This window comes from Shimia sp. FJ5 (assembly GCF_032918335.1).
Lineage (GTDB): Bacteria > Pseudomonadota > Alphaproteobacteria > Rhodobacterales > Rhodobacteraceae > Shimia > Shimia aestuarii_A.
In genome coordinates, this window is record NZ_JAWJUV010000004.1 from 360,656 (window position 1) to 378,550 (window position 17,895).

Sequence of the window (17,895 nt, forward strand, 5' to 3'; positions counted from 1 at the left end):
AATCACTAACTTATTGCATCACATGGTCCATTGACGAAAGTCAAGTTGAGGGCGGCGCGACTCGGTTAGCGTAAGTTCATATGTGGGCGGTGAGGGCCTCTACGAGACTGGAAAGGTGGAACTGAGGCCTTCATGAGTTGTCCGCATAATCCTAGACCCGAGCCAGTGAAACCCGCCTCACGTCCCGAGCGGGTTTCACTACTTTCCTATCTTTGGAGGTTTCGGCAGGATATCCTGTCGGCGCAGCCGGCGCGGCTCTATCGCGCTTGGATGGCGGAGTTTCGCACGCCGTTCTTTACGTCTTTCCTGTGCAATGATCCCGAGCTTGTTGATCTTGTCCTGTCGCGGCGATCGGAGGATTTTCCAAAGTCCAACCGGCTCTTTGAGGGCCTCGTCCCGCTTCTTGGGCATTCCGTCTTCATCACGAATGGCAAGGAATGGGAACGGCAGCGGCGGATCATAGATCCCGCGTTCGAAAGTGGCCGGGTGCGAGAGGTGTTCCCGGTCATGTGGGATGCGGCCGCCGCCGCGGTCGAGCGGCTTGGGCCGGTCGCGGATGGTCGGCCTGTCGATGTCGAGACGGTCACCTCGCATGTCGCGCTCGACGTGATCTTTCGGGCCATGTTTTCAATCCCGGTCGAGAACGACACCGCCCAATCAGTTTTTAGGGCGTTCCGGGCGCATCAGGCCGCGCGGCCGCTTCTCAATAGCGGCTCGCTCTTGCCCTTGCCGGCCTGGTTTCCGCGCTGGCGGGGGCGCAAGGCGCGCCGCACGGCCAAACAGATCCGAGCCTTGGTCGAGGCGCTTGTCGCGACGCGGGCGCAGGAGATCGCAGAGGGCCGCGCGCCGGATGATCTCGCGACGCGGATCATGACGACACCTGACGCGGAAGATGGGCGGGTTTTTACGGCGCAGGAGATGGTCGATCAGGTTGGTATTTTCCTGTTGGCGGGCCACGAGACCTCGGCTGCGGCACTGGGGTGGGCGCTTTACTTGATGGCGCTTTTCCCGGAGTGGCAGGAAAAGGTGGCGCAGGAGGCGGAAGCCACGATTGATCCTGAGAAGATCTATTTCTCGGCAGGGAGCAAGTTGCGCCTGTCGCGGGCGGTTTTCCGGGAGGCGTTGCGTCTCTATCCGCCGGTGCCGATGTACCTTCGGGAAGCGGCGCAGGAAGAGGTCTTTCGGGGGCGAAAGGTTCCAAGGGGTGCGCAGGTGATCATAAGCCCGTGGCACCTGCATCGGCATGAGCGGCTCTGGGATAGGCCAGACAGTTTCGATCCCACCCGCTGGGACAGCCAAGAGGGCAGGGCCAGCGCGCGACAAGCCTATCTGCCTTTCTCGGAGGGGCCGCGCGTTTGTCCGGGATCGGCTTTCGCGATGATGGAGGGGCAGTTGATCCTGTCGATGATCTTGCAACGCTACCGTGTCGAACTCGTCGAGGGACGGGAGCCCGTCCCCGTTGCACAGCTCACGGTGCGGGGTCGGGATGGGATTTGGCTCCGATTCCGGCCACGCGGCGACTGACGGTTCGTTGCGGAAAGGGATGGTCGCGTTTGACTTCTGTCAATTCCGATAAAAACAATCGGCATTATGGTGTGAGGGAATCAGGAGTCCCCCATGTCGGAAATTTCTCCCAACCTTGAGGCCGGTCCGGTCGAAGATGTCTTTCCGCTCGTCGCGGCGCGCGTCGGCATGCGGTGTTTGATCCACTCGCTTGGCGATACGCTCGAAAGCAGGCTTGAGCTCTTGGCGGCAGGTTTGGCGCCGGATCAGGAAGTGCAGGTCGTATCGGTCTGCGACAAGCGCCATTGTGTCTTGGCGTGTGGACAGATCCGGGCCGCTGTCGGTGCGGATCTCGCACGTACGATCTCTTTGCGTAGCTGCCCAAGCTGCGGGGCAACTCGCTCATGAGTTGCGGCTCATGTGCCCTTAAGGAGGCAGGAGCCTGCGGGGTCGCCTTGCCGGGGGCGGAGGTGCGTCGGGTCTATCTTCTCGGTCCGCCGAATTCCGGGAAGTCCACCCTGTTCAATCGTCTTACCTTTTCCAACCAAACCATCGGGAACTGGCCCGGTGTAACGGTGGATCGCAAGGCCGGATGCGTGCGCCTTGGAACAGTGGATGCGGAGATCGTCGACCTGCCCGGGGTTTCAAGCCTTTCGTCACCTTCGGCGGAGCGCATGGATGAGCGGGTCACGCGCGAGGCAATCCTGACCACGAAATGCGATCTCATCCTCGTGGCTGTCGACCTGTCGGCGCCGCATCGCGGGCTGTCTATGCTCTTGCAGGCGATGGATTGCGGACTTCCGGTCCTCGCGGTGCTGACCAAGGCGGACTACTGGGATCCGGCGGTGATAGAAGCGGCGCGACATAGGCTTGAGCGGTCGCTTGGCATCCAGGTTCTTACCGTGTCCTCACGCCGTCAGGGCGACATGGTCGAAATACGCAAAGCGCTGGAGATGCTGCTCCTTTTTCCGCCACAGGTTTCAGGCACCCCGGAAGGCGCCGTAGAAGAGAGCGCGGCGCTGGTGCGAGCACTTGAGGGAGGGGACAGCTTGCTGTCGGTGAACCCAAGTGCCGCGGCGCGGCGTTTGCTCGAACGGGACAAGCTGGCCTCGGACCTCGCGACGCCGGACTTGCGCGCGCTGCGGGACAGGTTGTGTGATGCGGCAGAGAAGCGGGATGGGCTTGTTTTGGACGCGGCGCTTGTGGAGGCGCCCTTGGCGCGGGCTGGGGCGCTTGTGGCAACGCTCGATATGCCGCCGCCCGTGGGGCGTCGGTTCTGGTCGGACCGGATTGACCGGATCGCTTTGTCTCAGCGCTGGGGCATGCTTGTTTTCCTGACGGTGATGTACCTTGTGTTCTTCGTCTCCATCAACCTTGCAGCGGTGTTCATCGACCTGTTTGACGGCCTTGCGCAGGCAGCATTTGTCGATGCGCCCGCGCTATTGCTGTTTCGCCTCGGGATAGAGGGCGGTTTCCTGTCGGTTGCCCTTGGTGCAGTGGGCACGGGGCTACAGACGGTGGCGACTTTTGCGCCCGTCGTGGGGTTCCTGTTCTTCTGCCAAATCCTGCTTGAGGAAAGCGGATACATGACCCGCGCCGCAGTAGTCGCGGATCGGATGATGCGGTGGCTTGGCCTTTCGGGGCGTGCATTCCTGCCTTTGATCCTCGGGTTTGGTTGCACGATCCCAGCCATCCTTGCGACGCGGGCGCTTGATACCCGGTCCGAACGGATCATGACCGCGCTCATGGCGCCGTTCATGTCCTGCGGAGCGCGGCTCCCGGTCTATGCGCTCTTCGCGGCGGCGTTCTTCCCGACATCGGGACAGAACATTGTCTTTGTGCTCTACCTGCTTGGTGTCGCGGTGGCATTGTTCACGGGATGGATCCTTGCGCCGCGCTTGTTGCCGGTCTCGCCGAGACCGCTTGCCATCGAGCTTCCGGTCTATCAGGCGCCGGCCATCGGGCAGGGGCTTCGACTTTGCTGGGTGAGACTCAAGCAATTTCTGAGCGAGGCGGGCAGGACGATTGCGATTGTCGTGACCTTGCTCTCCTTGCTCAATTCCTTCGCGCCGGACGGTTCCATCGGCAACGAGGGCAATGGCCGCTCAATCCTGGCACTATCGGCGCGGGTCGTGACGCCGGTGCTCGGGCCGATGGGTATTGAGCAGGAGAACTGGCCGGCGGCGGTTGGACTCGTGACGGGGATCTTTGCAAAGGAAACCGTCGTCGGCACGCTCCAGGCGCTTTATGTGTCAGAAGGTGAGAGTGCTCGAGAGGCGCCCGACCCAGTCTCGACGGCGCAGGGCGCTATGCGCGATCTGGCAGGTGCGGGTGCGGGGCTAATAGCCACGCTGGCGGACCCTCTGGGGCTTGATCTCGGACCGATCGAGAGCTTTGCGGAAGCAGCCAACGCGCAAGAGGTCGAGGCCTCCCTTTTCACCGAGCTTCGCGGGCGGTTCGATGGGGCGGCAGGGGCGTTCGCATATATGGTGCTCATCCTGCTCTACGTGCCTTGTGTGGCGGCGCTATCGACGATCTGGCGAGAGATTGGCGGGCTTTGGGCGAGCATCTCGGCGCTATGGTCCACGCTTCTGGCCTATGGCGGTGCGGTGATGGCCTACCAGGTCGGGACTTTTTCCCAGCACCCACAAAGTTCGTCCGTGGCTATCGCCATTTTCGTGGGGCTCCTTGCAGGTGTGGTGGTGCTGGTGCGGTCTTCAGTCGGGCATGCCGCGCCGGAGCGTGCCTAGCCTTGCCATGCCTGCGCCGACATCGGGCGAAGCTGTAGAAGGTCGACGGCGCGCGCCGCGATCTGCCGGGCGATCTCTCCGGTGGTTTCTGGGCACAGGTAGAAGGCCGGGACGGGCGGGAGGATCGTCGCTCCCATCTCTGTAGCGGATGTCATGTTACGCAGATGGGCAAGCGTGAGGGGGGTTTCGCGCGCCAGAAGAACCAGCGGGCGGCGTTCCTTCAGTTGAACCGAGGCGGCGCGGGTGAGGAGCGTGTCGTCCAGACCTGTGGCAATGGCGGCCAGGCTGCGCATTGAGCAGGGGGCCACGATCATGCCCGCAAAGGGCGACGAGCCGGAAGCGATCCTGGCACCGAGATCGGCAATTGGATGCGTCCTCTCCGCGAGGTTCTGCAACTCGTCATGGGCGTTCGGCCCGACTTCGAGCGCGAGGGTGCGTTCGGCCATGGTCGAGACGGTGAGGTCAAACGCGATCTCAAGGCGCGACAGGTGGCGGGCAACCTCCAGACCGAGCAGAGCGCCGGATGCGCCGGCTAGGCCAAGGACGACATTTGGCTTATCCATACTGATCCCTTTGCCATTCCGAGACGAGGGCGTCGGCGCGATCGAGATGGGCCGGATCATGGGTCATCACTTCGCCCCAGCTGCGGCGGGTCTCACTGCCGATCTTGTTGGTGGCGTCGATGCCGAGTTTCCCGCAAAGACCCTCTTTAGCAGAAGCGAAATCAAGATAGTCCATCGGCGTATCCTTGAGCACCATGACATCGCGGGCGGGGTCCATGCGTGTCGCCATGGCCCAGGCGATGTCATCCCATGAGCGCACGTCGATATCGTCATCCACGACGATGATCGTCTTGGTATAGCTGAACTGCGCCAGCATCCCCCAAAGCGCCATCATGACGCGCCGAGCCTGACCGGCGTAACGTTTGTTGATGGAGATCACGGCCATGCGATAGGAGCAGGCGGCAGGCGGCAGCCAGAGATCGCGAATTTCGGGAATCTGGGCGCGAATGACGGGCAGGGCGAGGGTATTGAACACTTCGCCAATGACCGAGGGTTCGTCAGGGGGGCGACCGGTCATCGTCGTGAGATAGAGCGGGTCCTTGCGATGTGTGATCGTCGAGACCCGCATCACGGGGAAGGGCTCGACCGCGTTGTAGTAGCCCGTGTGGTCCCCGAAAGGGCCTTCGGGTGCCGTGTCGCCCGGATGAACCCAGCCTTCGATCACGATCTCGGCGCGGGCCGGGACGAGAAGCGGCACGGTCTTGGCATGGGCCAGTTCGCTTCGTGCGCCGCGCAGGACTCCACTGAAGGCCATTTCGGAGATCTGTTCCGGAAGGGGGAGGGCCGCGGACAGGAGCGTGGCAGGGTCGGCGCCGAGCGCGATTGCCACGGGCATTGGTTCATCGCGCATGTGCCATGTCCGCGCATGGGCCGCCCCGCCACGATGGGCGAGCCAGCGCAGGATGAGCCTGTCGGGGCCGAGCACTTGCGCACGATAGACGCCGAGGTTGTAGTCGGCGGCCTGAGCCGGATCAGAGCCATGCGGTCGGGTGATGACGACCGGCCATGTGATGAGAGGGCCCGCGTCTTCAGGCCAAGGCGTTTGAATTGGTAGGGCTCCCAGGTCCGGGGCGGCCTCGATCTGCTGCACTGGCGGGCGTTTCATGATGTTGGGGCGGGTCGTCAGCGCGGTGCGCAAAGTCGGCCAGCGTGACATGGCGTCCTTGAGGCCCCGTATCGGAGCGGGGGCACGCAATTCGGCGAGAAATGCCCCAAGATCCGAGATCGCGGACGGAGCTACACCGAGCCCCGCCGCGACCCGCTCGGATGTGCCGAATAGATTTGCGACGACAGGAATGGAGGACGCTGCCGCGCCCTGCATTGCTTTGTCAAAGCGCAAGACCGGCCCATCCGCGCGCAGCATCTGCTGTTGGATCGCGGCCATTTCATGCCGCAGGTTCACCGGTTCGCGGATATGCAGAACCTGACGTTCCTCCTGCGCCCAAGCAAGGAACGAACGCAGGTCAGGAAATACAGGCAATGTCCTCATGTAAGGCTCCGCGGCTGGTGATGCAGCGTGTCTATCAGTGGCAACAGGCGGAGCTTTTGACTTTCGTCAATCATCGCGGCGATTTGACGGTCTACTCCTCGACGCAGAGCCAAAGAGGGGATGCCATGAGTGACGAGCTACCAGTGATACCGAAGGCGCTCCAGACTGCCATGCGACCGTTGCCATTGGGGCCGGTGTCGATCCTTCTGACGCGACTTGCCAGACGGGTCGCGGTGCGGCATCCGGATTTGTTTGGCCGCCTGGGGGACTATGCCGGCGCATGTTTCGAGCTTGATATGATGGACCAGCCTTTCGTGCTCGTCCTCGATCTTGGAAACGGCGCGCCGACCATGCGGGCGCGGCGTCGGAACGCGATCCGGGGCGCAGACGCGACGATCCGGGGCCCTGTCGCGGGGTTCCTTGGAATGATGCATGGCACTTGGGATGGCGACGCGCTGTTCTTTTCGCGAGACCTAATGGTAGAGGGAGACACCAGCGCGGTGCTCGCTTTGCGCAATGCAATAGACGACGCCGAGCTCGATCTCGTCGAAGAGCTCGGCCTTGGCGAGACCTCGCGAGCGCTCGTTCGCCGTGCCTTTGGCGTGGCGGAACGAATGACCGGGTTGCCGCTCAACCGACACCAGATGACGATGGATTTCTATTCATGATGGAACTTGTCTGTCCCGCCGGCACCCCGGCGGCATTGCGCACGGCGGTGAAGGCCGGGGCGCATACAATATACTGCGGTTTCGCCGACGAAACCAATGCGCGGAACTTTCCCGGCCTGAACTTCAGCCGCAAGGAACTTGGCGAGGCGATCATCTTTGCACATGGCCATGGAGCGAAGGTGCTCGTGGCGATCAATACGTTCCCGCGTGCTGGTGGCGAGGAGGTCTGGCACCGCGCGATTGCGGATGCGGCGGCGCTGGGGGCGGATGCGGTGATCCTCGCCGACCTCGGGCTCTTGGCATATACGGCCGAGCACCATCCGCAGCTTCGGCGGCATCTGTCGGTACAGGCGGCGGCGGCCAACCCGGATGCGATCAATTTCTATGCGGAAAGCTTTGGTGTGCGCCGTGTGGTGTTGCCGCGCGTGCTCACGGTGGCGGAGATCCGAGCGATCAATGCCGAGATCGATGTCGAGACAGAGGTTTTCGTGTTCGGGGGGCTTTGCGTCATGGCGGAGGGGCGGTGTTCGCTTTCCTCCTATGCGACTGGACGTTCGCCGAACATGAACGGTGTTTGCTCACCGGCGAGCCATGTGGCCTATTCGCAAGAGTCGGGAGACCTTGTAGCGCGGCTTGGTGGGTTCACGATCCATCGCACCGCAAAAGATCAATCGGCCCCATATCCGACCCTTTGCAAAGGGTGTTTCACCTCACGCGATCAGACCGGGCATGTGTTCGAAGATCCCACAAGCCTTGATGCGACGAGATTGATCCCCGAGCTCGCGAAGGCGGGAGTGACGGCTCTCAAGATCGAGGGACGACAGCGCAGCCGGTCTTATGTCGAGAAGGTTGTGCGGGCCTTCCGGGCCGCTGTCGAGGCCGAGGCGCAGGGACAGCCGATGCCGGACGGTATCCTGGCGACATTGAGCGAGGGTCAGGCGGTCACGACGGGCGCCTATGCCAAGGTCTGGAGGTAGGACATGGAGCAGAAAATGGACCTCACGGTTGGAGCGAACCCGTTTTTCTGGGATTTGGAGACCACACGAGGCTTCTATGAAAAACTGGCAAAGGCGCCGGTTGCGCGCGTGGTGATTGGCGAATTGGTGTGCTCCAAGCGATTGCCGTTCGTGGCAAACGCCTTCCCGGAAGCGGTGGAGACGATGATGGCGGCGGGCAAGGATGTGGCGCTGACGACGCTGGCGCTCGTGACCCTGAAGCGGGAACGCAAACAGACCGCTGATCTCTTTGATGCGGGCGTCACGGTCGAGATCAATGACCTCTCTGCCTTGCAGCACCTGCCGGACGGGCAGGGCTTCTGGGTCGGGCCGTTGGTCAATGTCTACAATGAAGGGACGTTGCGATGGCTCGCCGACAAGGGTGCGCAGCGGATTTGCCTTCCGCCGGAGTTGCCGATCGACTCGGTGCAGCGACTTGCCGAGGTTGGCCGGGAGAGCGGCGTGGCAATCGAGGTATGGGGGCATGGGCGCGCGCCGTTGGCGATCTCAGCCCGGTGCTATCATGCGCGCCTGCATGACCGGATCAAGGACAACTGTCAGTTCGTATGTGGCGAGGATCCGGACGGCCGGGATGTCGACACGCTGGATGCGCAGAAATTCCTTGTCGCCAACGGTGTGCAGACCTTGTCTCATGCGACGATGAGCATGGCGCGTCAATTCGATCTCCTACGAGACGTGGGGGTGAGCGCTTTGCGGCTTTCGCCGCAATCGCGCCATTTCGGTGAAATTTGCGAGGGCTATGCGCGGGTGCTAGATGGGCGCGAAGATAAAGACGCGTTTGCAAAGGCGCTTCTGGCGCTGGTCCCGGACGGGGCGCTTGCCGATGGCTTCCTGACGGGAGAGTGCGGTGCGGACTGGTCGGGGGCGGCCTGACGGTTCAGCCCTTGTCAGCCTTGTGAACGCCCCTCGGCCTCGTTGATCAACCGTGTGACCCAGGCAGCCACCATGCTATTCGCAGGCACCCCGAGCGGAACCGCGGCGAGGAGTGCGTGAAGCGGGGCAAGCACGCTGACGCCAAAGACCTGAAGCATGAGGAACAAGAGAAACAGGTTGATGGCCACCGCAGCCGCGGTGAACGGGTAGAGCAGTAGCCAAAGGCGCAGGTTCGTCGGTCCAAAGAGGTTTTTCATGCGGCGCTCTCCCCGTGGTTAGTGGCTTGTGCCGTCGGAGAAGGTGATCTTGTTCCAGACGTTGTATTTCCCGGAGGGCTTGCGCATGGGCAACCGCCGGATTTCCTCGAGGGTTTCCGCGTCGTAGACGATCACCGCCCCGTCATCCTCCCAGATCGACACGAGGGCATGGCGCCCATCGCGGGTAAACTCGATATGGGCGACGGTCTTGCCCGGCGCAGGATCAAGCGTGCGGATGATCTCCAGGCTGTCCTTGTCAATTACATGCAGTTTGTCGCGGTTCGGTCCAAAGAATACATCGGCCCAGACATAGGGCGTGTTTTCATGGCTGCGCAGAAAGAAGCCAGGGCCATCTGTGTCGATGGTTTTGATCAGGGACCAGTTTGCAGTGTCGATCACGCTTAGCCGGCCTCCGCGCAGGTGCGGTGTTGCCATGACTTTGCGGCCGTTGCTGTCCCAACTGATTCCCGAGCCGAGATGCGGCATGCCGGGAAGCGGCAATTCCGCGATCTCTCGTCCGACGTCGAGATTGACCACGACCCCCTTGTCGCCGTCGCGGTTCGCACCGATGAGATTGCGGTAGTCGGGGGTGAAGAAGAAGTCGTCGAGCGGTTCCGAGACCTTGATCCGACGCCGCGCGAAGAGGCCTTCTTCGGCGCCGAGGGATTCTTTCATGTCTTTCTGGTGGCTATGAACGAAACCGTCGAAGAAAGGGCCGCCGTCTTCGGCCGTGGCGATTTCCCAGATCTCCGGAGCATCCTTCAGAGCGAGGATGAAACTCTGCCGTTGCGGGGCCTGGTAAACCGCTGAGACGCGGCTTTCGCGGCCGTCATGGGCGGTCACGGTGCGGAGCAGTGCCACGCTGAGGTCTGTGGTCGACAGGATGGTGATGCTATGCGGCAGGTAGTTTGCAACCGCGAGCCATTTGCCGTCTGCGCTCATTGCGATGTTGCGGCTATTGATGCCGGCGCGGACGCGACCGACCTCTTGCAGGGACCAGATGTCATATTTCTGCACCCAGCCATCGCGGGACATGATAAAGACATAGCGCCCGTCGGGGCTGAATTTCGGGCCGCCATGGACGGCGAAGGGTGTTGGAAAGCGGTCGAGCACATCGAAGGTATCGCCGTCGAGCACGCTCACGTGGTGGTCGCCGGTCTCCACCACCAGCGTGATGTTCATCGGGTCCACGGAGAAGGATGGGGACGTCGCCGCGACATAGTCGGGGTTCATTTCACGGGTGGCGTCGATCTCTTTTGTTGTCCAGATCGGTGGTGTGGACAAAGGGGTCGCGATATAGGCTGCGACCGCTGCGATCTCCTCCTCGGAAAGGGTCTGTGCGAAGGCGGGCATCTGGGTTGCGACGCGGCCATTGGCGATGATATCGGTAAGTTTGGCGCCGCGCAGCCGTTTGAGCGCCTCCGGGATCAGGGCGGGGCCAGTGCCACCGAGACGTGTTTCAGCGTGGCAGGAGGCGCACAGATCATGGTATATCCCCGCTCCCTCGGGGCTGGCGACAAGGGAGGATGCGGTCAGCGCGAGAGTCAGTGCCAGCGCGCGCAACGGTTTAGAAGAAGACATGCTCAGGGTCACGGCTCTTGCCTCGGAAAGGGGTCACATTCAGGCGATCACTCTCGTCGATACCGATCTCGGCATTCGAGAGATAGCAGGCCGGATCTTCGGCCCATGGGTCGCCCGTGATTTGAAGGGCGCGGATACGGGTATTGCCGCCGCAGACGTCCTTGAAAGCGCAGGCCCCGCAGCGGCCCTTAAGGGGGCGAGGGCGTTGGCGCAGAGTGGCGAGCATCTTGTCGTCCCCGGTCCATATGTCCGAGAATGGGCGGGATTTCACGTCGCCGATCGTGTAGTCGGACCAGTAGGTGTCGGGGTGGACAGTCCCGAGCGGTGCGATATTGGCGACGCCCAGGCCCGAGGAATTTCCGCCCCATGCCTTGAGATGTGACTCGACATGGTCGGCGCGGGCCTCGTCGAAGTTGCGACGCACCCATTTCATGAAATACACGGCATCGGCATCATTGTTTCCGGTCACGATTTCAAGCGGTTCATCTTCGGCCACGGCAACCCAGGCGCGGTCGATCAGTAGTTCCATGGCGTGCCGGGTTCGGGCGCGTTCTGTATCGTCGCCGCGGTGTTTGTCACCACGCCCGGCATAGACGAGATGCGAGAGGTAGAACTTGTCCACGCCCTCGCTATCGCAGAGGTCGAGCATATCCTGAAGCATATGGGCGTTGTCTTCGGTGATGGTAAAGCGCAACCCCACTTTGATGCCGCGTTTCTTGGCTTCGCGCACACCTGCCAACGCCTCGTCAAAAGCCCCTTCCTTGCCACGGAACCAATCGTTCATGTCGCCGATCCCGTCCAGCGAGATACCGACATAGTCAAAACCGAGATCCGCGACACGGCGGGCGGTGTCGCCGACGATCTTGGTCCCGTTGGAGGAGAGGGCAAGGTGGCGAAAGCCCAGCGATTTCGCGCGCTCGGCCACGTCGAAAAAGAACGGGCTCGAGAGCGGTTCGCCTCCCGAAAGGATCAGGGCAGGGATCTGGAAGGCGTGCAGGTCATCAACCACCGCGAGCGCCTGCTCACGGTTGAGTTCGCCGGGGAAAGTGACGTCGGCGGAGGAGGTGTAGCAGTGACGGCAGCGCAGGTTGCAGCGCCGGGTCAGGTTCCAGATCACCACCGGTTTGACCGATCCGGTCGCGACGCGATGCCGGACCGGGGTGGGGTTTGTCAGTTCGTGCATGTATTGCGTCAAACGGAACATGGCTACGCTCCTTTCTTGAGGCGCATCCCGGTTTTCTTGAGGATGCGTTTCGAATAGAGAATGTCGTTCTTGCGGCAGGCCGAGCCGAGAAGGGCTTTGATCTCCTCGCGGTGGGTTTCGACCGTCTCCCGGTCGGGGCCGTGGATCATGGCGAACAGATTGTAGGGCCAGTCGGGTAGGGAGCGTGGGCGGAGATAGCAATGGCTCACGAAATCGAGCGCGCCGATTTGCTCCCCAAGGGTCTCAGCCGCTGTGTCGATTACGTCCCAGACGCTCATGCCGTTGGCGACCAAGCCGAGCGCATAGTGGTTGGGGGCGATCGCGATGCGGCGGATGATACCGCTGTCCTGCATCCGCCGCAGGCGAGAGATCACCTCGGCTTCGTCAAGGTCAAGCCATGCCGCGACCTCGGCATAGGGAGTTGGCGAGAGGGGAAGCCCGCTTTCGGTGGCGATCAGGAGGCGCCGGTCTGTCTGGTCGATGCTCATGCCGTGACCTTGAAGCCGATGAAGAACTCTTTCAGTTTCGGAAAACGCCGCACGGTGAGGCCGGTGAGCGCTTCGATCCGGTCCGCCGCCTCGTGGATTTCGTCGGCCCTGTCGCAGGCGAGGACGAACCACATGTTGAGCTTGTGGACGCGTTCATAATTATGCGCCACCTCGGGCAGGGCATTGACCAAAGTCATGACCTCTTCGAATCTCTCGTCCGGTACCTGCATGGCGCAGAGGCAGAAGGCGCCGCCCATAGCAGCGGCATCCATGAAGGGACCAAAGCGGGTAATCGCGCCGATTTCGCGCAGACGCGCAATGCGGTTTATGAGATCGGTTTCGGAAATGCCAAGAGGCGCGGCAGCTTCCGCGAAGGGGCGCGGCGAGAGCGGGAAACCCTCTTGCAGCGTATTGAGGATCGCGCGGTCCGTGGCGTCGAGCGTGTCTTGGGGGAGGGGGGTGCGTCGCATTGCTCAGGCCGCCTTGCCGTCAGCGCGCGCGAGCGTAGCGCCTTTTTGCTTGAAGCAGCGCAGGGAAAAGAGCGCCTTGTGGTCAACCCCACGAAGAGGCGGCAGGGCGCGGGCGCCTTGCAGGATGGTCTCGGCCTCCTCCCGGTCGCGGGCGTGGATCATGGAATAGAGCCGATAGGGCCAGACCCCCGGCACGGTCTTGCGTTGGTAGCACAGGGTCACGCCAGGGTGGCGGGCCAATGCGGTTCCGGCCTCGGCAATGCGCTCTTCGGGAATATCCCAGACGACCATTGCGTTCGCTGTCCAACCGATGGCGCGGTGACGCACGATCACGCCGATCCGCGTCAGGATGCCGGCCGTCTCTAGGGCACGGATGCGCGCAAGGATCTCTGCCTCACTTCGAGCGAGTTTCTGTGCAACGTCCTCGAAGGGTCGTGGCACGAGGGCCAGGCCCTGGCTCAGGGCGTGGAGAATGGGGCGGTCGCTTTCTAGAAGGGCGTTCAGATCCGGTGTGCCTGTTGGCATCAGAGTACGGGCTTGCCCGCTTAGAGAAAACCCAAGGTCGATATTGAAGGGGCGAACGAGGCGCAGGTCAAGGACCTCAAGCCCGGTGGTCGCGCGAATGCGATCGAGGCTTTCGGTAAGGGCGGCCTTGTCCGGGGCTGTCGCTACGAACCAGAGATTGACCCTGTCCTCGCGCAGGTAGGAATGATTGACGCCCGGCTCTGCCCCGACCTGAGCGGCGACCGCGTCAATACGGCTCTCGGGGACAGCGATGGCCGCCAAGGTGGACGCACCAGCGGTATTGGGGCGCACGGTGCCCCCCACACGGGCGATGCGTCCGGCCTCCTGAAGCCGGCGCAACCGGATCAGCACGTCGTCCTCAAAGGCACCCAACGTGCGGGCCATCCGGGCGAAGGGGCGTGTCTCGATTGGGAACTCGCGCTGGAACCCATCGAGAAGAGCTTGATCAAGCGTGTCGAGCCGGGAGAACATGGTTCAAAGTCCAGGTTGATGAGCGCGGGCGGTGAAGAAAATGCCGGACGGGGATTGGGCATCTATCTCGGCTTTGACTTCGAAGCTATGCGTATCGTAGACGATGATCTTGTCGTCGTCGCGCGAAGACACCCAGGCCTCGGCGCCACGCGGAGCGAATTCCATGTGTAGGATCGCCTTGCCGGGTTCGAGGGTCTTGACAACGCTATGCGTGCGGCTGTCGATGACCTGCACGACGCCGTTGCGGGGCGTGGCGAAATTCACCCAGACATAGGGCGAGGCAGGTTGTGCGATGATGAAGACGGGCTGGCCGTGGACCTTTGTGCGCGCGGTTTCCTTGAGCGTATCGCGATCGACCCAGAGAACCTCATGACGACCGACCGCCGGCAGGACGAACTGGCCCTCGGTAAAGGCCCATCCCTGAAGGTGGGGCATCTTGTAAACCGGCATATCGTCTTCGATCTTGCCGTAGTCTTCGAGGAATTTCCGCGGGGTTGGGAGCTCGTCCCAGAGGTCGATGGCGGTGACACCTTTTTCGCCGAATAGGCCGATCAGGTAGGTATGGCCATCGTCGGTCACCACTGCGTCGAAGGGGTTCTTGCCCACTTCACCGAGATTGGTGACGATTGGGGCGGCGCCCGAGAAATCGCCAAGGAAGGCCTTGCCGCTGTCCCAAACTGTCCAGATGAAGCGGCGGCCCGGCAGGTCTGCGAGGCCGATGGTCTTGCCCTCGGCTGGGATGTCGGCCACGAGTGCGAGCGTGTCCGCGTCAAACACCTTGACGCCGCCGGGGGTGTAGTTGGAGACGGCGACAAGCGTTCCGTCGTCAGAGATTGCGCCGCCAATGGAGTTGCCGGCCTGAATCGTGCGGGCAACGACCTCGCGCTTGAGCAGGTCCACCTTGGTCAGGCCGCCATCGCGTCCGAACACATAGGCGAAACGCTCGTCGGGGCTATAGGTCATCGAGGCATGAGACAGGTCGCCAAGGCCCTTGATCTGTACGATGGCCGCGTGGTCCGAGCGATCGACCAGCAGGACAGAACCGGTTGCCCGTTCGACGACAAGCCCCAGATCGCCTGTCGCATAGCTGGCATCCTGGGACTGTGCGGTGAGGGGCAGGAGGGCGAGGGCGGTAGCCGCGAGGAGACGTTTCATTCTTTCTGCTCCGTCTTGAGAAGGTATTTCGCAATCCAAAGGGCTTCGTTATCGCTCAACAGCGGGCGCCAAGCTGGCATCGCCGTGTCGGGCACACCTTCGAGGATGATAAAGGCCAGCGTGTCGGCATCAGCGCCGTCGAGGGCCTCGGGGGTCAGCGGGCTTCCCAACCCGCCCTTCATTGTTAGCCCATGGCACGAGCCGCAATCCTGGATCAGCATATGTTCCAGTTCGTCCGCACGGGGCGCGGAGATGCCCTCGGCTTGAGAACTCCCTGAGACTGTCAGGGTCGCGAGGCCGAAGATCAGACATGCGCGCAGGTCAGGCATAGGCAGCAACCAGTTCGGGGCAGTGATGTCCGGCAGCGACAGTGCCATAGAGCGAGACCACGTGTCCGATGATAAAGAGCACAGGAGCCGTAAGATCGCTTGTAGCCATGTCGTCAGCAATCTTGTCGAGGGTCGAGACGAGGCGGGCTTCGCGCGGCGTCGTGGCCGAGGCGATGGCCATGACAGGTAGGGACTCGGGCAGGCCGTTCTTGCGCAGCTTGCGGGAGATATCCCCGATATTCATCGCCCCCATGTAGACCACAAGGGTTGTGTCTTCGCTGGCAAGGGAAGGCCAGTCGAGATCGAGCGAGGCATCCTTGGCCCGGTGGCCGGTGACATAGCGCACACCAGTTGCAAGCCCCCGGTGGGTCAGCGGGACGCCTGTCGATGTGGCGGCCCCCTGGGCCGAGGTGATGCCGGGCACGTACTCATAGGGAACACCGGCGAGGCGGAGGTCTTCGGCCTCTTCGCTGCCGCGTCCGAAAATCAGCGGGTCACCTCCCTTCAGGCGTGCGACGCAAAGCCCCTTGGCCGCGAGGTCCACCAGAAGCGCGTTGATACCTTCCTGGGGTACCTTGTGGCATTTAGGTTGCTTGCCGACGTCGATCCGGCGTGTGCCCTTGGGCACGAGGGCCATGATTTCAGGCGAAACAAGGCGGTCATAGACCACCACATCGGCGGTATTGAGTGCTTTCACCGCTTTGAGGGTCAGCAGGTCGGGATCGCCCGGCCCTGCGCCGATGAGGAAGACTTTGCCCTTGGTGAGATCTTTCATGGCTCTGACTTTCTTGGCTATCTCAGGGAGGGGAAGTGCGGGAAGGGGGACCCCCTTCCCGCGCGGTGGCGTCAGTAAACGTCGCCACGGGTGTTGTAGACGTTGAACTTGCCAGTCGGTGTAATCAGGCGCTCGTCCTTGATCACTTCCTTCAGCTCAAGCGTCTTGTCATCGACCACGACAATGGCCGAGACCTTGTCCTTGGCGTTCCAGACGGAGAACCACACTTCGCTGCCATCCTTGTTGAATTCAGGCTGCACCACACGTGGCTGGCCATCCGCGATCCCGGCCCACTCGCCGATCGGCAGGGTGGTGTATTCCGGTTCCACGCCAGCCTTCATGTCGGAGATCTTGAACACAGCGACGGAGGCCGAGATCTCTGCATCCGGGTTCAGCGGCGCGTCGACATAGAGGTTGTCCGAGACCGGGTGGGTCTTGATGAAGAGCGAGCCACCCCCGAGGGCATAGAAGCTCTCGACGATTTCCCAGGCCTTGTCGGCGTGACCTTCCGGGTCGGTACCGATCAGGGCAACCGAGTCGTCGCCAAGGTGGGACGTGGCCCAAACCGGCCCGTGATCGGGATGCACGAAATTCGCACCACGGCCCGGATGCGGGGTCGCGCCGCCGGTATCCGTGATGGCGGTGAGCTTGCCTTCCTTGGTGTCGATCACCACCAGCTTGTTACGGGCGTTGGCGGCCGTGATGAAGTAGCGATGGGTCGAGTCGAGGCCGCCATCATGGAGGAAACGCTCGGCTTCGATTTCGGTCGTCTTGAGGTTCTCGAGATCAGTGTAGTCGACCAGGAGAATCTTGCCGGTTTCCTTGACGTTGACGATGAACTCGGGCCGGTAGTGGCTCGAGAGGATCGCGGCAACGCGCGGCTCCGGGTGGTAAGACTGCTCGTCATAGATCATGCCGCGGGTCGATTTGATCTTGAGCGGCTCGAGCGTGTCGCCGTCCATGATTACGTATTGCGGCGGCCAGTAGGAGCCGGCAATCGCGTACTTGTCTTCCCAGCCTTCCATTTTCGAGGTCTCGACGGAGCGCGCCTCCATGCCGACCTTGATCTCGGCCACGGTTGCCGGTTCTTCCATCCAAAGGTCGATCATGTTGACCTTGGCATCGCGGCCGATGACGAAGAGATAGCGGCCGGAGGCGGAAATCCGGCTGATATGAACGGCATAGCCGGTATCGAGCACGGCGTGTATCTTGTAGTTCGCACCGTCGATCAAGGCGATCTGACCGGAGTCGCGGAGGGTCACGGACATCAGGTTGTCGATGTCGATGTCGTTCATCTTCTCGGTCGGACGGTCTTCGGGAGCGACGACAACGTTCCAGCTCTCGCGCATCTCGGCCATGCCGTATTCAGGCGGCGCGGGCGGCTCCAGCAGTAGGTAGCGCGCCATCAGGTCGATCTCGTCCTCGGTCAGCTCTCCGGATGTGCCCCAGTTGGGCATGCCGGCGGGCGAGCCGTAGGTGATGAAGCTATGCAGGTAGTCATAGCCATTGTCCCGCGTGATGTCGGTGGTCAGGGGTTTGCCCGTCGCGCCTTTGCGCAGCACACCATGGCAACCGGCGCAGCGTTCGAAGTAGATCTTGGTGCCGGTCTGGAATTCTTCCTGGGTCATGACCGGGTCGCCCTCTTTGCGGCCCGGAATCTCAACTGCGATTTCCGCGAGCGTGGTCATCGAAGGTTCATAGGCTGCGGCGGGGCCGTCAGCATGTTCGGCGGGCTTTTCCTCGGCTGCGACAGGCGAGGCAAGTAGGGCCATAGCCAT

Annotated in this window: 18 protein-coding genes; 6 read left to right on the plus strand and 12 right to left on the minus strand. The window is 62.2% G+C overall.

Going from position 1 to position 17,895, the window contains the following annotated elements:
* The first annotated feature begins 132 nt into the window (after nucleotides 1-132).
* The 3 genes from R1W01_RS14755 (at nucleotide 133) to feoB (ending at nucleotide 4,253) form a co-directional block, all read left to right on the plus strand.
* The gene (locus R1W01_RS14755; protein ID WP_297759280.1) at nucleotides 133-1,524 is read left to right on the plus strand and encodes a cytochrome P450; all 1,392 of its coding nucleotides are present in this window, start codon (nucleotides 133-135) and stop codon (nucleotides 1,522-1,524) included.
* A gap of 93 nt (nucleotides 1,525-1,617) precedes the next feature.
* On the plus strand, nucleotides 1,618-1,911 hold the full coding sequence (locus R1W01_RS14760) for a FeoA domain-containing protein (RefSeq protein ID WP_243613328.1): 294 nt from the start codon (nucleotides 1,618-1,620) through the stop codon (nucleotides 1,909-1,911).
* Nucleotides 1,908-4,253, plus strand: coding sequence for a ferrous iron transport protein B (feoB, locus tag R1W01_RS14765; RefSeq protein WP_297759284.1), 2,346 nt, complete (start codon nucleotides 1,908-1,910; stop codon nucleotides 4,251-4,253). Before R1W01_RS14760 ends, feoB begins: the two co-directional genes overlap by 4 nt.
* Here feoB and R1W01_RS14770 read toward each other — a convergent pair.
* Both R1W01_RS14770 and R1W01_RS14775 read right to left on the minus strand, forming a co-directional pair.
* Nucleotides 4,250-4,816, minus strand: a complete 567-nt coding sequence (locus tag R1W01_RS14770; RefSeq protein WP_317275294.1) for a UbiX family flavin prenyltransferase — start codon at nucleotides 4,814-4,816, stop codon at nucleotides 4,250-4,252. The genes feoB and R1W01_RS14770 overlap by 4 nt on opposite strands.
* Nucleotides 4,809-6,305 (minus strand): UbiD family decarboxylase, encoded by a 1,497-nt coding sequence (locus R1W01_RS14775; RefSeq protein ID WP_297759291.1) that lies wholly within the window; start codon nucleotides 6,303-6,305, stop codon nucleotides 4,809-4,811. Before R1W01_RS14775 ends, R1W01_RS14770 begins: the two co-directional genes overlap by 8 nt.
* Here R1W01_RS14775 and R1W01_RS14780 point away from each other — a divergent pair.
* The 3 genes from R1W01_RS14780 to R1W01_RS14790 are packed head-to-tail and all read left to right on the plus strand — an operon-like array spanning nucleotide 6,296 to nucleotide 8,862.
* On the plus strand, nucleotides 6,296-6,973 hold the full coding sequence (locus R1W01_RS14780) for an SCP2 domain-containing protein (protein WP_243613332.1): 678 nt from the start codon (nucleotides 6,296-6,298) through the stop codon (nucleotides 6,971-6,973). The genes R1W01_RS14775 and R1W01_RS14780 overlap by 10 nt on opposite strands.
* Nucleotides 6,973-7,950, plus strand: a complete 978-nt coding sequence (locus R1W01_RS14785) for a peptidase U32 family protein (RefSeq protein ID WP_243613400.1) — start codon at nucleotides 6,973-6,975, stop codon at nucleotides 7,948-7,950. Before R1W01_RS14780 ends, R1W01_RS14785 begins: the two co-directional genes overlap by 1 nt.
* Nucleotides 7,951-7,965: 15 nt before the next feature.
* Nucleotides 7,966-8,862 carry a U32 family peptidase gene (locus R1W01_RS14790; RefSeq protein ID WP_297759420.1) on the plus strand — a complete coding sequence of 299 codons (897 nt, stop codon included), beginning with the start codon at nucleotides 7,966-7,968 and terminating at the stop codon, nucleotides 8,860-8,862.
* Between the two features lie 14 nt (nucleotides 8,863-8,876).
* Here R1W01_RS14790 and R1W01_RS14795 read toward each other — a convergent pair whose 3' ends face one another.
* The 10 genes from R1W01_RS14795 to R1W01_RS14840 all read right to left on the minus strand — a co-directional run bounded on the left by R1W01_RS14795 (nucleotide 8,877) and on the right by R1W01_RS14840 (nucleotide 17,895).
* Nucleotides 8,877-9,119, minus strand: a complete 243-nt coding sequence (locus tag R1W01_RS14795) for a hypothetical protein (protein WP_297759295.1) — start codon at nucleotides 9,117-9,119, stop codon at nucleotides 8,877-8,879.
* An 18-nt stretch (nucleotides 9,120-9,137) separates the two neighbouring features.
* Nucleotides 9,138-10,700, minus strand: a complete 1,563-nt coding sequence (locus tag R1W01_RS14800) for a nitrite reductase (RefSeq protein WP_297759297.1) — start codon at nucleotides 10,698-10,700, stop codon at nucleotides 9,138-9,140.
* Entirely contained in the window at nucleotides 10,687-11,904 is a 1,218-nt protein-coding gene (nirJ, locus tag R1W01_RS14805; protein ID WP_297759300.1) for a heme d1 biosynthesis radical SAM protein NirJ, read from the minus strand. The genes R1W01_RS14800 and nirJ overlap by 14 nt, the downstream gene beginning before the upstream one ends.
* 2 nt (nucleotides 11,905-11,906) lie before the next feature.
* Nucleotides 11,907-12,392 carry an Lrp/AsnC family transcriptional regulator gene (locus R1W01_RS14810; protein ID WP_297759303.1) on the minus strand — a complete coding sequence of 162 codons (486 nt, stop codon included), beginning with the start codon at nucleotides 12,390-12,392 and terminating at the stop codon, nucleotides 11,907-11,909.
* Nucleotides 12,389-12,862 (minus strand): Lrp/AsnC family transcriptional regulator, encoded by a 474-nt coding sequence (locus R1W01_RS14815; RefSeq protein WP_297759306.1) that lies wholly within the window; start codon nucleotides 12,860-12,862, stop codon nucleotides 12,389-12,391. Before R1W01_RS14815 ends, R1W01_RS14810 begins: the two co-directional genes overlap by 4 nt.
* A 3-nt stretch (nucleotides 12,863-12,865) precedes the next feature.
* Nucleotides 12,866-13,858 (minus strand): Lrp/AsnC family transcriptional regulator, encoded by a 993-nt coding sequence (locus tag R1W01_RS14820; RefSeq protein ID WP_243613338.1) that lies wholly within the window; start codon nucleotides 13,856-13,858, stop codon nucleotides 12,866-12,868.
* 3 nt (nucleotides 13,859-13,861) lie between these two features.
* Nucleotides 13,862-15,013, minus strand: coding sequence for a cytochrome D1 domain-containing protein (locus R1W01_RS14825; RefSeq protein WP_297759311.1), 1,152 nt, complete (start codon nucleotides 15,011-15,013; stop codon nucleotides 13,862-13,864).
* On the minus strand, nucleotides 15,010-15,342 hold the full coding sequence (locus tag R1W01_RS14830; RefSeq protein WP_297759314.1) for a c-type cytochrome: 333 nt from the start codon (nucleotides 15,340-15,342) through the stop codon (nucleotides 15,010-15,012). Before R1W01_RS14830 ends, R1W01_RS14825 begins: the two co-directional genes overlap by 4 nt.
* Nucleotides 15,335-16,117 (minus strand): uroporphyrinogen-III C-methyltransferase, encoded by a 783-nt coding sequence (cobA, locus tag R1W01_RS14835; protein ID WP_297759317.1) that lies wholly within the window; start codon nucleotides 16,115-16,117, stop codon nucleotides 15,335-15,337. Before cobA ends, R1W01_RS14830 begins: the two co-directional genes overlap by 8 nt.
* Before the next feature lie 71 nt (nucleotides 16,118-16,188).
* Nucleotides 16,189-17,895 carry a cytochrome D1 domain-containing protein gene (locus R1W01_RS14840; RefSeq protein ID WP_411028165.1) on the minus strand — a complete coding sequence of 569 codons (1,707 nt, stop codon included), beginning with the start codon at nucleotides 17,893-17,895 and terminating at the stop codon, nucleotides 16,189-16,191.

What these genes read in the sequence shown, in the direction of transcription:
- R1W01_RS14820 (WP_243613338.1), bottom strand. Translation starts at nt 13,858, where the DNA reads ATGTTCTCCCGGCTCGACACGCTTGATCAAGCTCTTCTCGATGGGTTC.
- R1W01_RS14840 (WP_411028165.1), bottom strand. Translation starts at nt 17,895, where the DNA reads ATGGCTATGGCCCTACTTGCCTCGCCTGTCGCAGCCGAGGAAAAGCCC.
- R1W01_RS14810 (WP_297759303.1), bottom strand. Translation starts at nt 12,392, where the DNA reads ATGAGCATCGACCAGACAGACCGGCGCCTCCTGATCGCCACCGAAAGC.
- R1W01_RS14795 (WP_297759295.1), bottom strand. Translation starts at nt 9,119, where the DNA reads ATGAAAAACCTCTTTGGACCGACGAACCTGCGCCTTTGGCTACTGCTC.
- R1W01_RS14825 (WP_297759311.1), bottom strand. Translation starts at nt 15,013, where the DNA reads ATGAAACGTCTCCTCGCGGCTACCGCCCTCGCCCTCCTGCCCCTCACC.
- feoB (WP_297759284.1), top strand. Translation starts at nt 1,908, where the DNA reads ATGAGTTGCGGCTCATGTGCCCTTAAGGAGGCAGGAGCCTGCGGGGTC.
- R1W01_RS14790 (WP_297759420.1), top strand. Translation starts at nt 7,966, where the DNA reads ATGGACCTCACGGTTGGAGCGAACCCGTTTTTCTGGGATTTGGAGACC.
- R1W01_RS14755 (WP_297759280.1), top strand. Translation starts at nt 133, where the DNA reads ATGAGTTGTCCGCATAATCCTAGACCCGAGCCAGTGAAACCCGCCTCA.
- R1W01_RS14830 (WP_297759314.1), bottom strand. Translation starts at nt 15,342, where the DNA reads ATGCCTGACCTGCGCGCATGTCTGATCTTCGGCCTCGCGACCCTGACA.
- R1W01_RS14800 (WP_297759297.1), bottom strand. Translation starts at nt 10,700, where the DNA reads ATGTCTTCTTCTAAACCGTTGCGCGCGCTGGCACTGACTCTCGCGCTG.
- nirJ (WP_297759300.1), bottom strand. Translation starts at nt 11,904, where the DNA reads ATGTTCCGTTTGACGCAATACATGCACGAACTGACAAACCCCACCCCG.
- R1W01_RS14775 (WP_297759291.1), bottom strand. Translation starts at nt 6,305, where the DNA reads ATGAGGACATTGCCTGTATTTCCTGACCTGCGTTCGTTCCTTGCTTGG.
- R1W01_RS14760 (WP_243613328.1), top strand. Translation starts at nt 1,618, where the DNA reads ATGTCGGAAATTTCTCCCAACCTTGAGGCCGGTCCGGTCGAAGATGTC.
- R1W01_RS14815 (WP_297759306.1), bottom strand. Translation starts at nt 12,862, where the DNA reads ATGCGACGCACCCCCCTCCCCCAAGACACGCTCGACGCCACGGACCGC.
- R1W01_RS14770 (WP_317275294.1), bottom strand. Translation starts at nt 4,816, where the DNA reads ATGGATAAGCCAAATGTCGTCCTTGGCCTAGCCGGCGCATCCGGCGCT.
- cobA (WP_297759317.1), bottom strand. Translation starts at nt 16,117, where the DNA reads ATGAAAGATCTCACCAAGGGCAAAGTCTTCCTCATCGGCGCAGGGCCG.
- R1W01_RS14785 (WP_243613400.1), top strand. Translation starts at nt 6,973, where the DNA reads ATGGAACTTGTCTGTCCCGCCGGCACCCCGGCGGCATTGCGCACGGCG.
- R1W01_RS14780 (WP_243613332.1), top strand. Translation starts at nt 6,296, where the DNA reads ATGTCCTCATGTAAGGCTCCGCGGCTGGTGATGCAGCGTGTCTATCAG.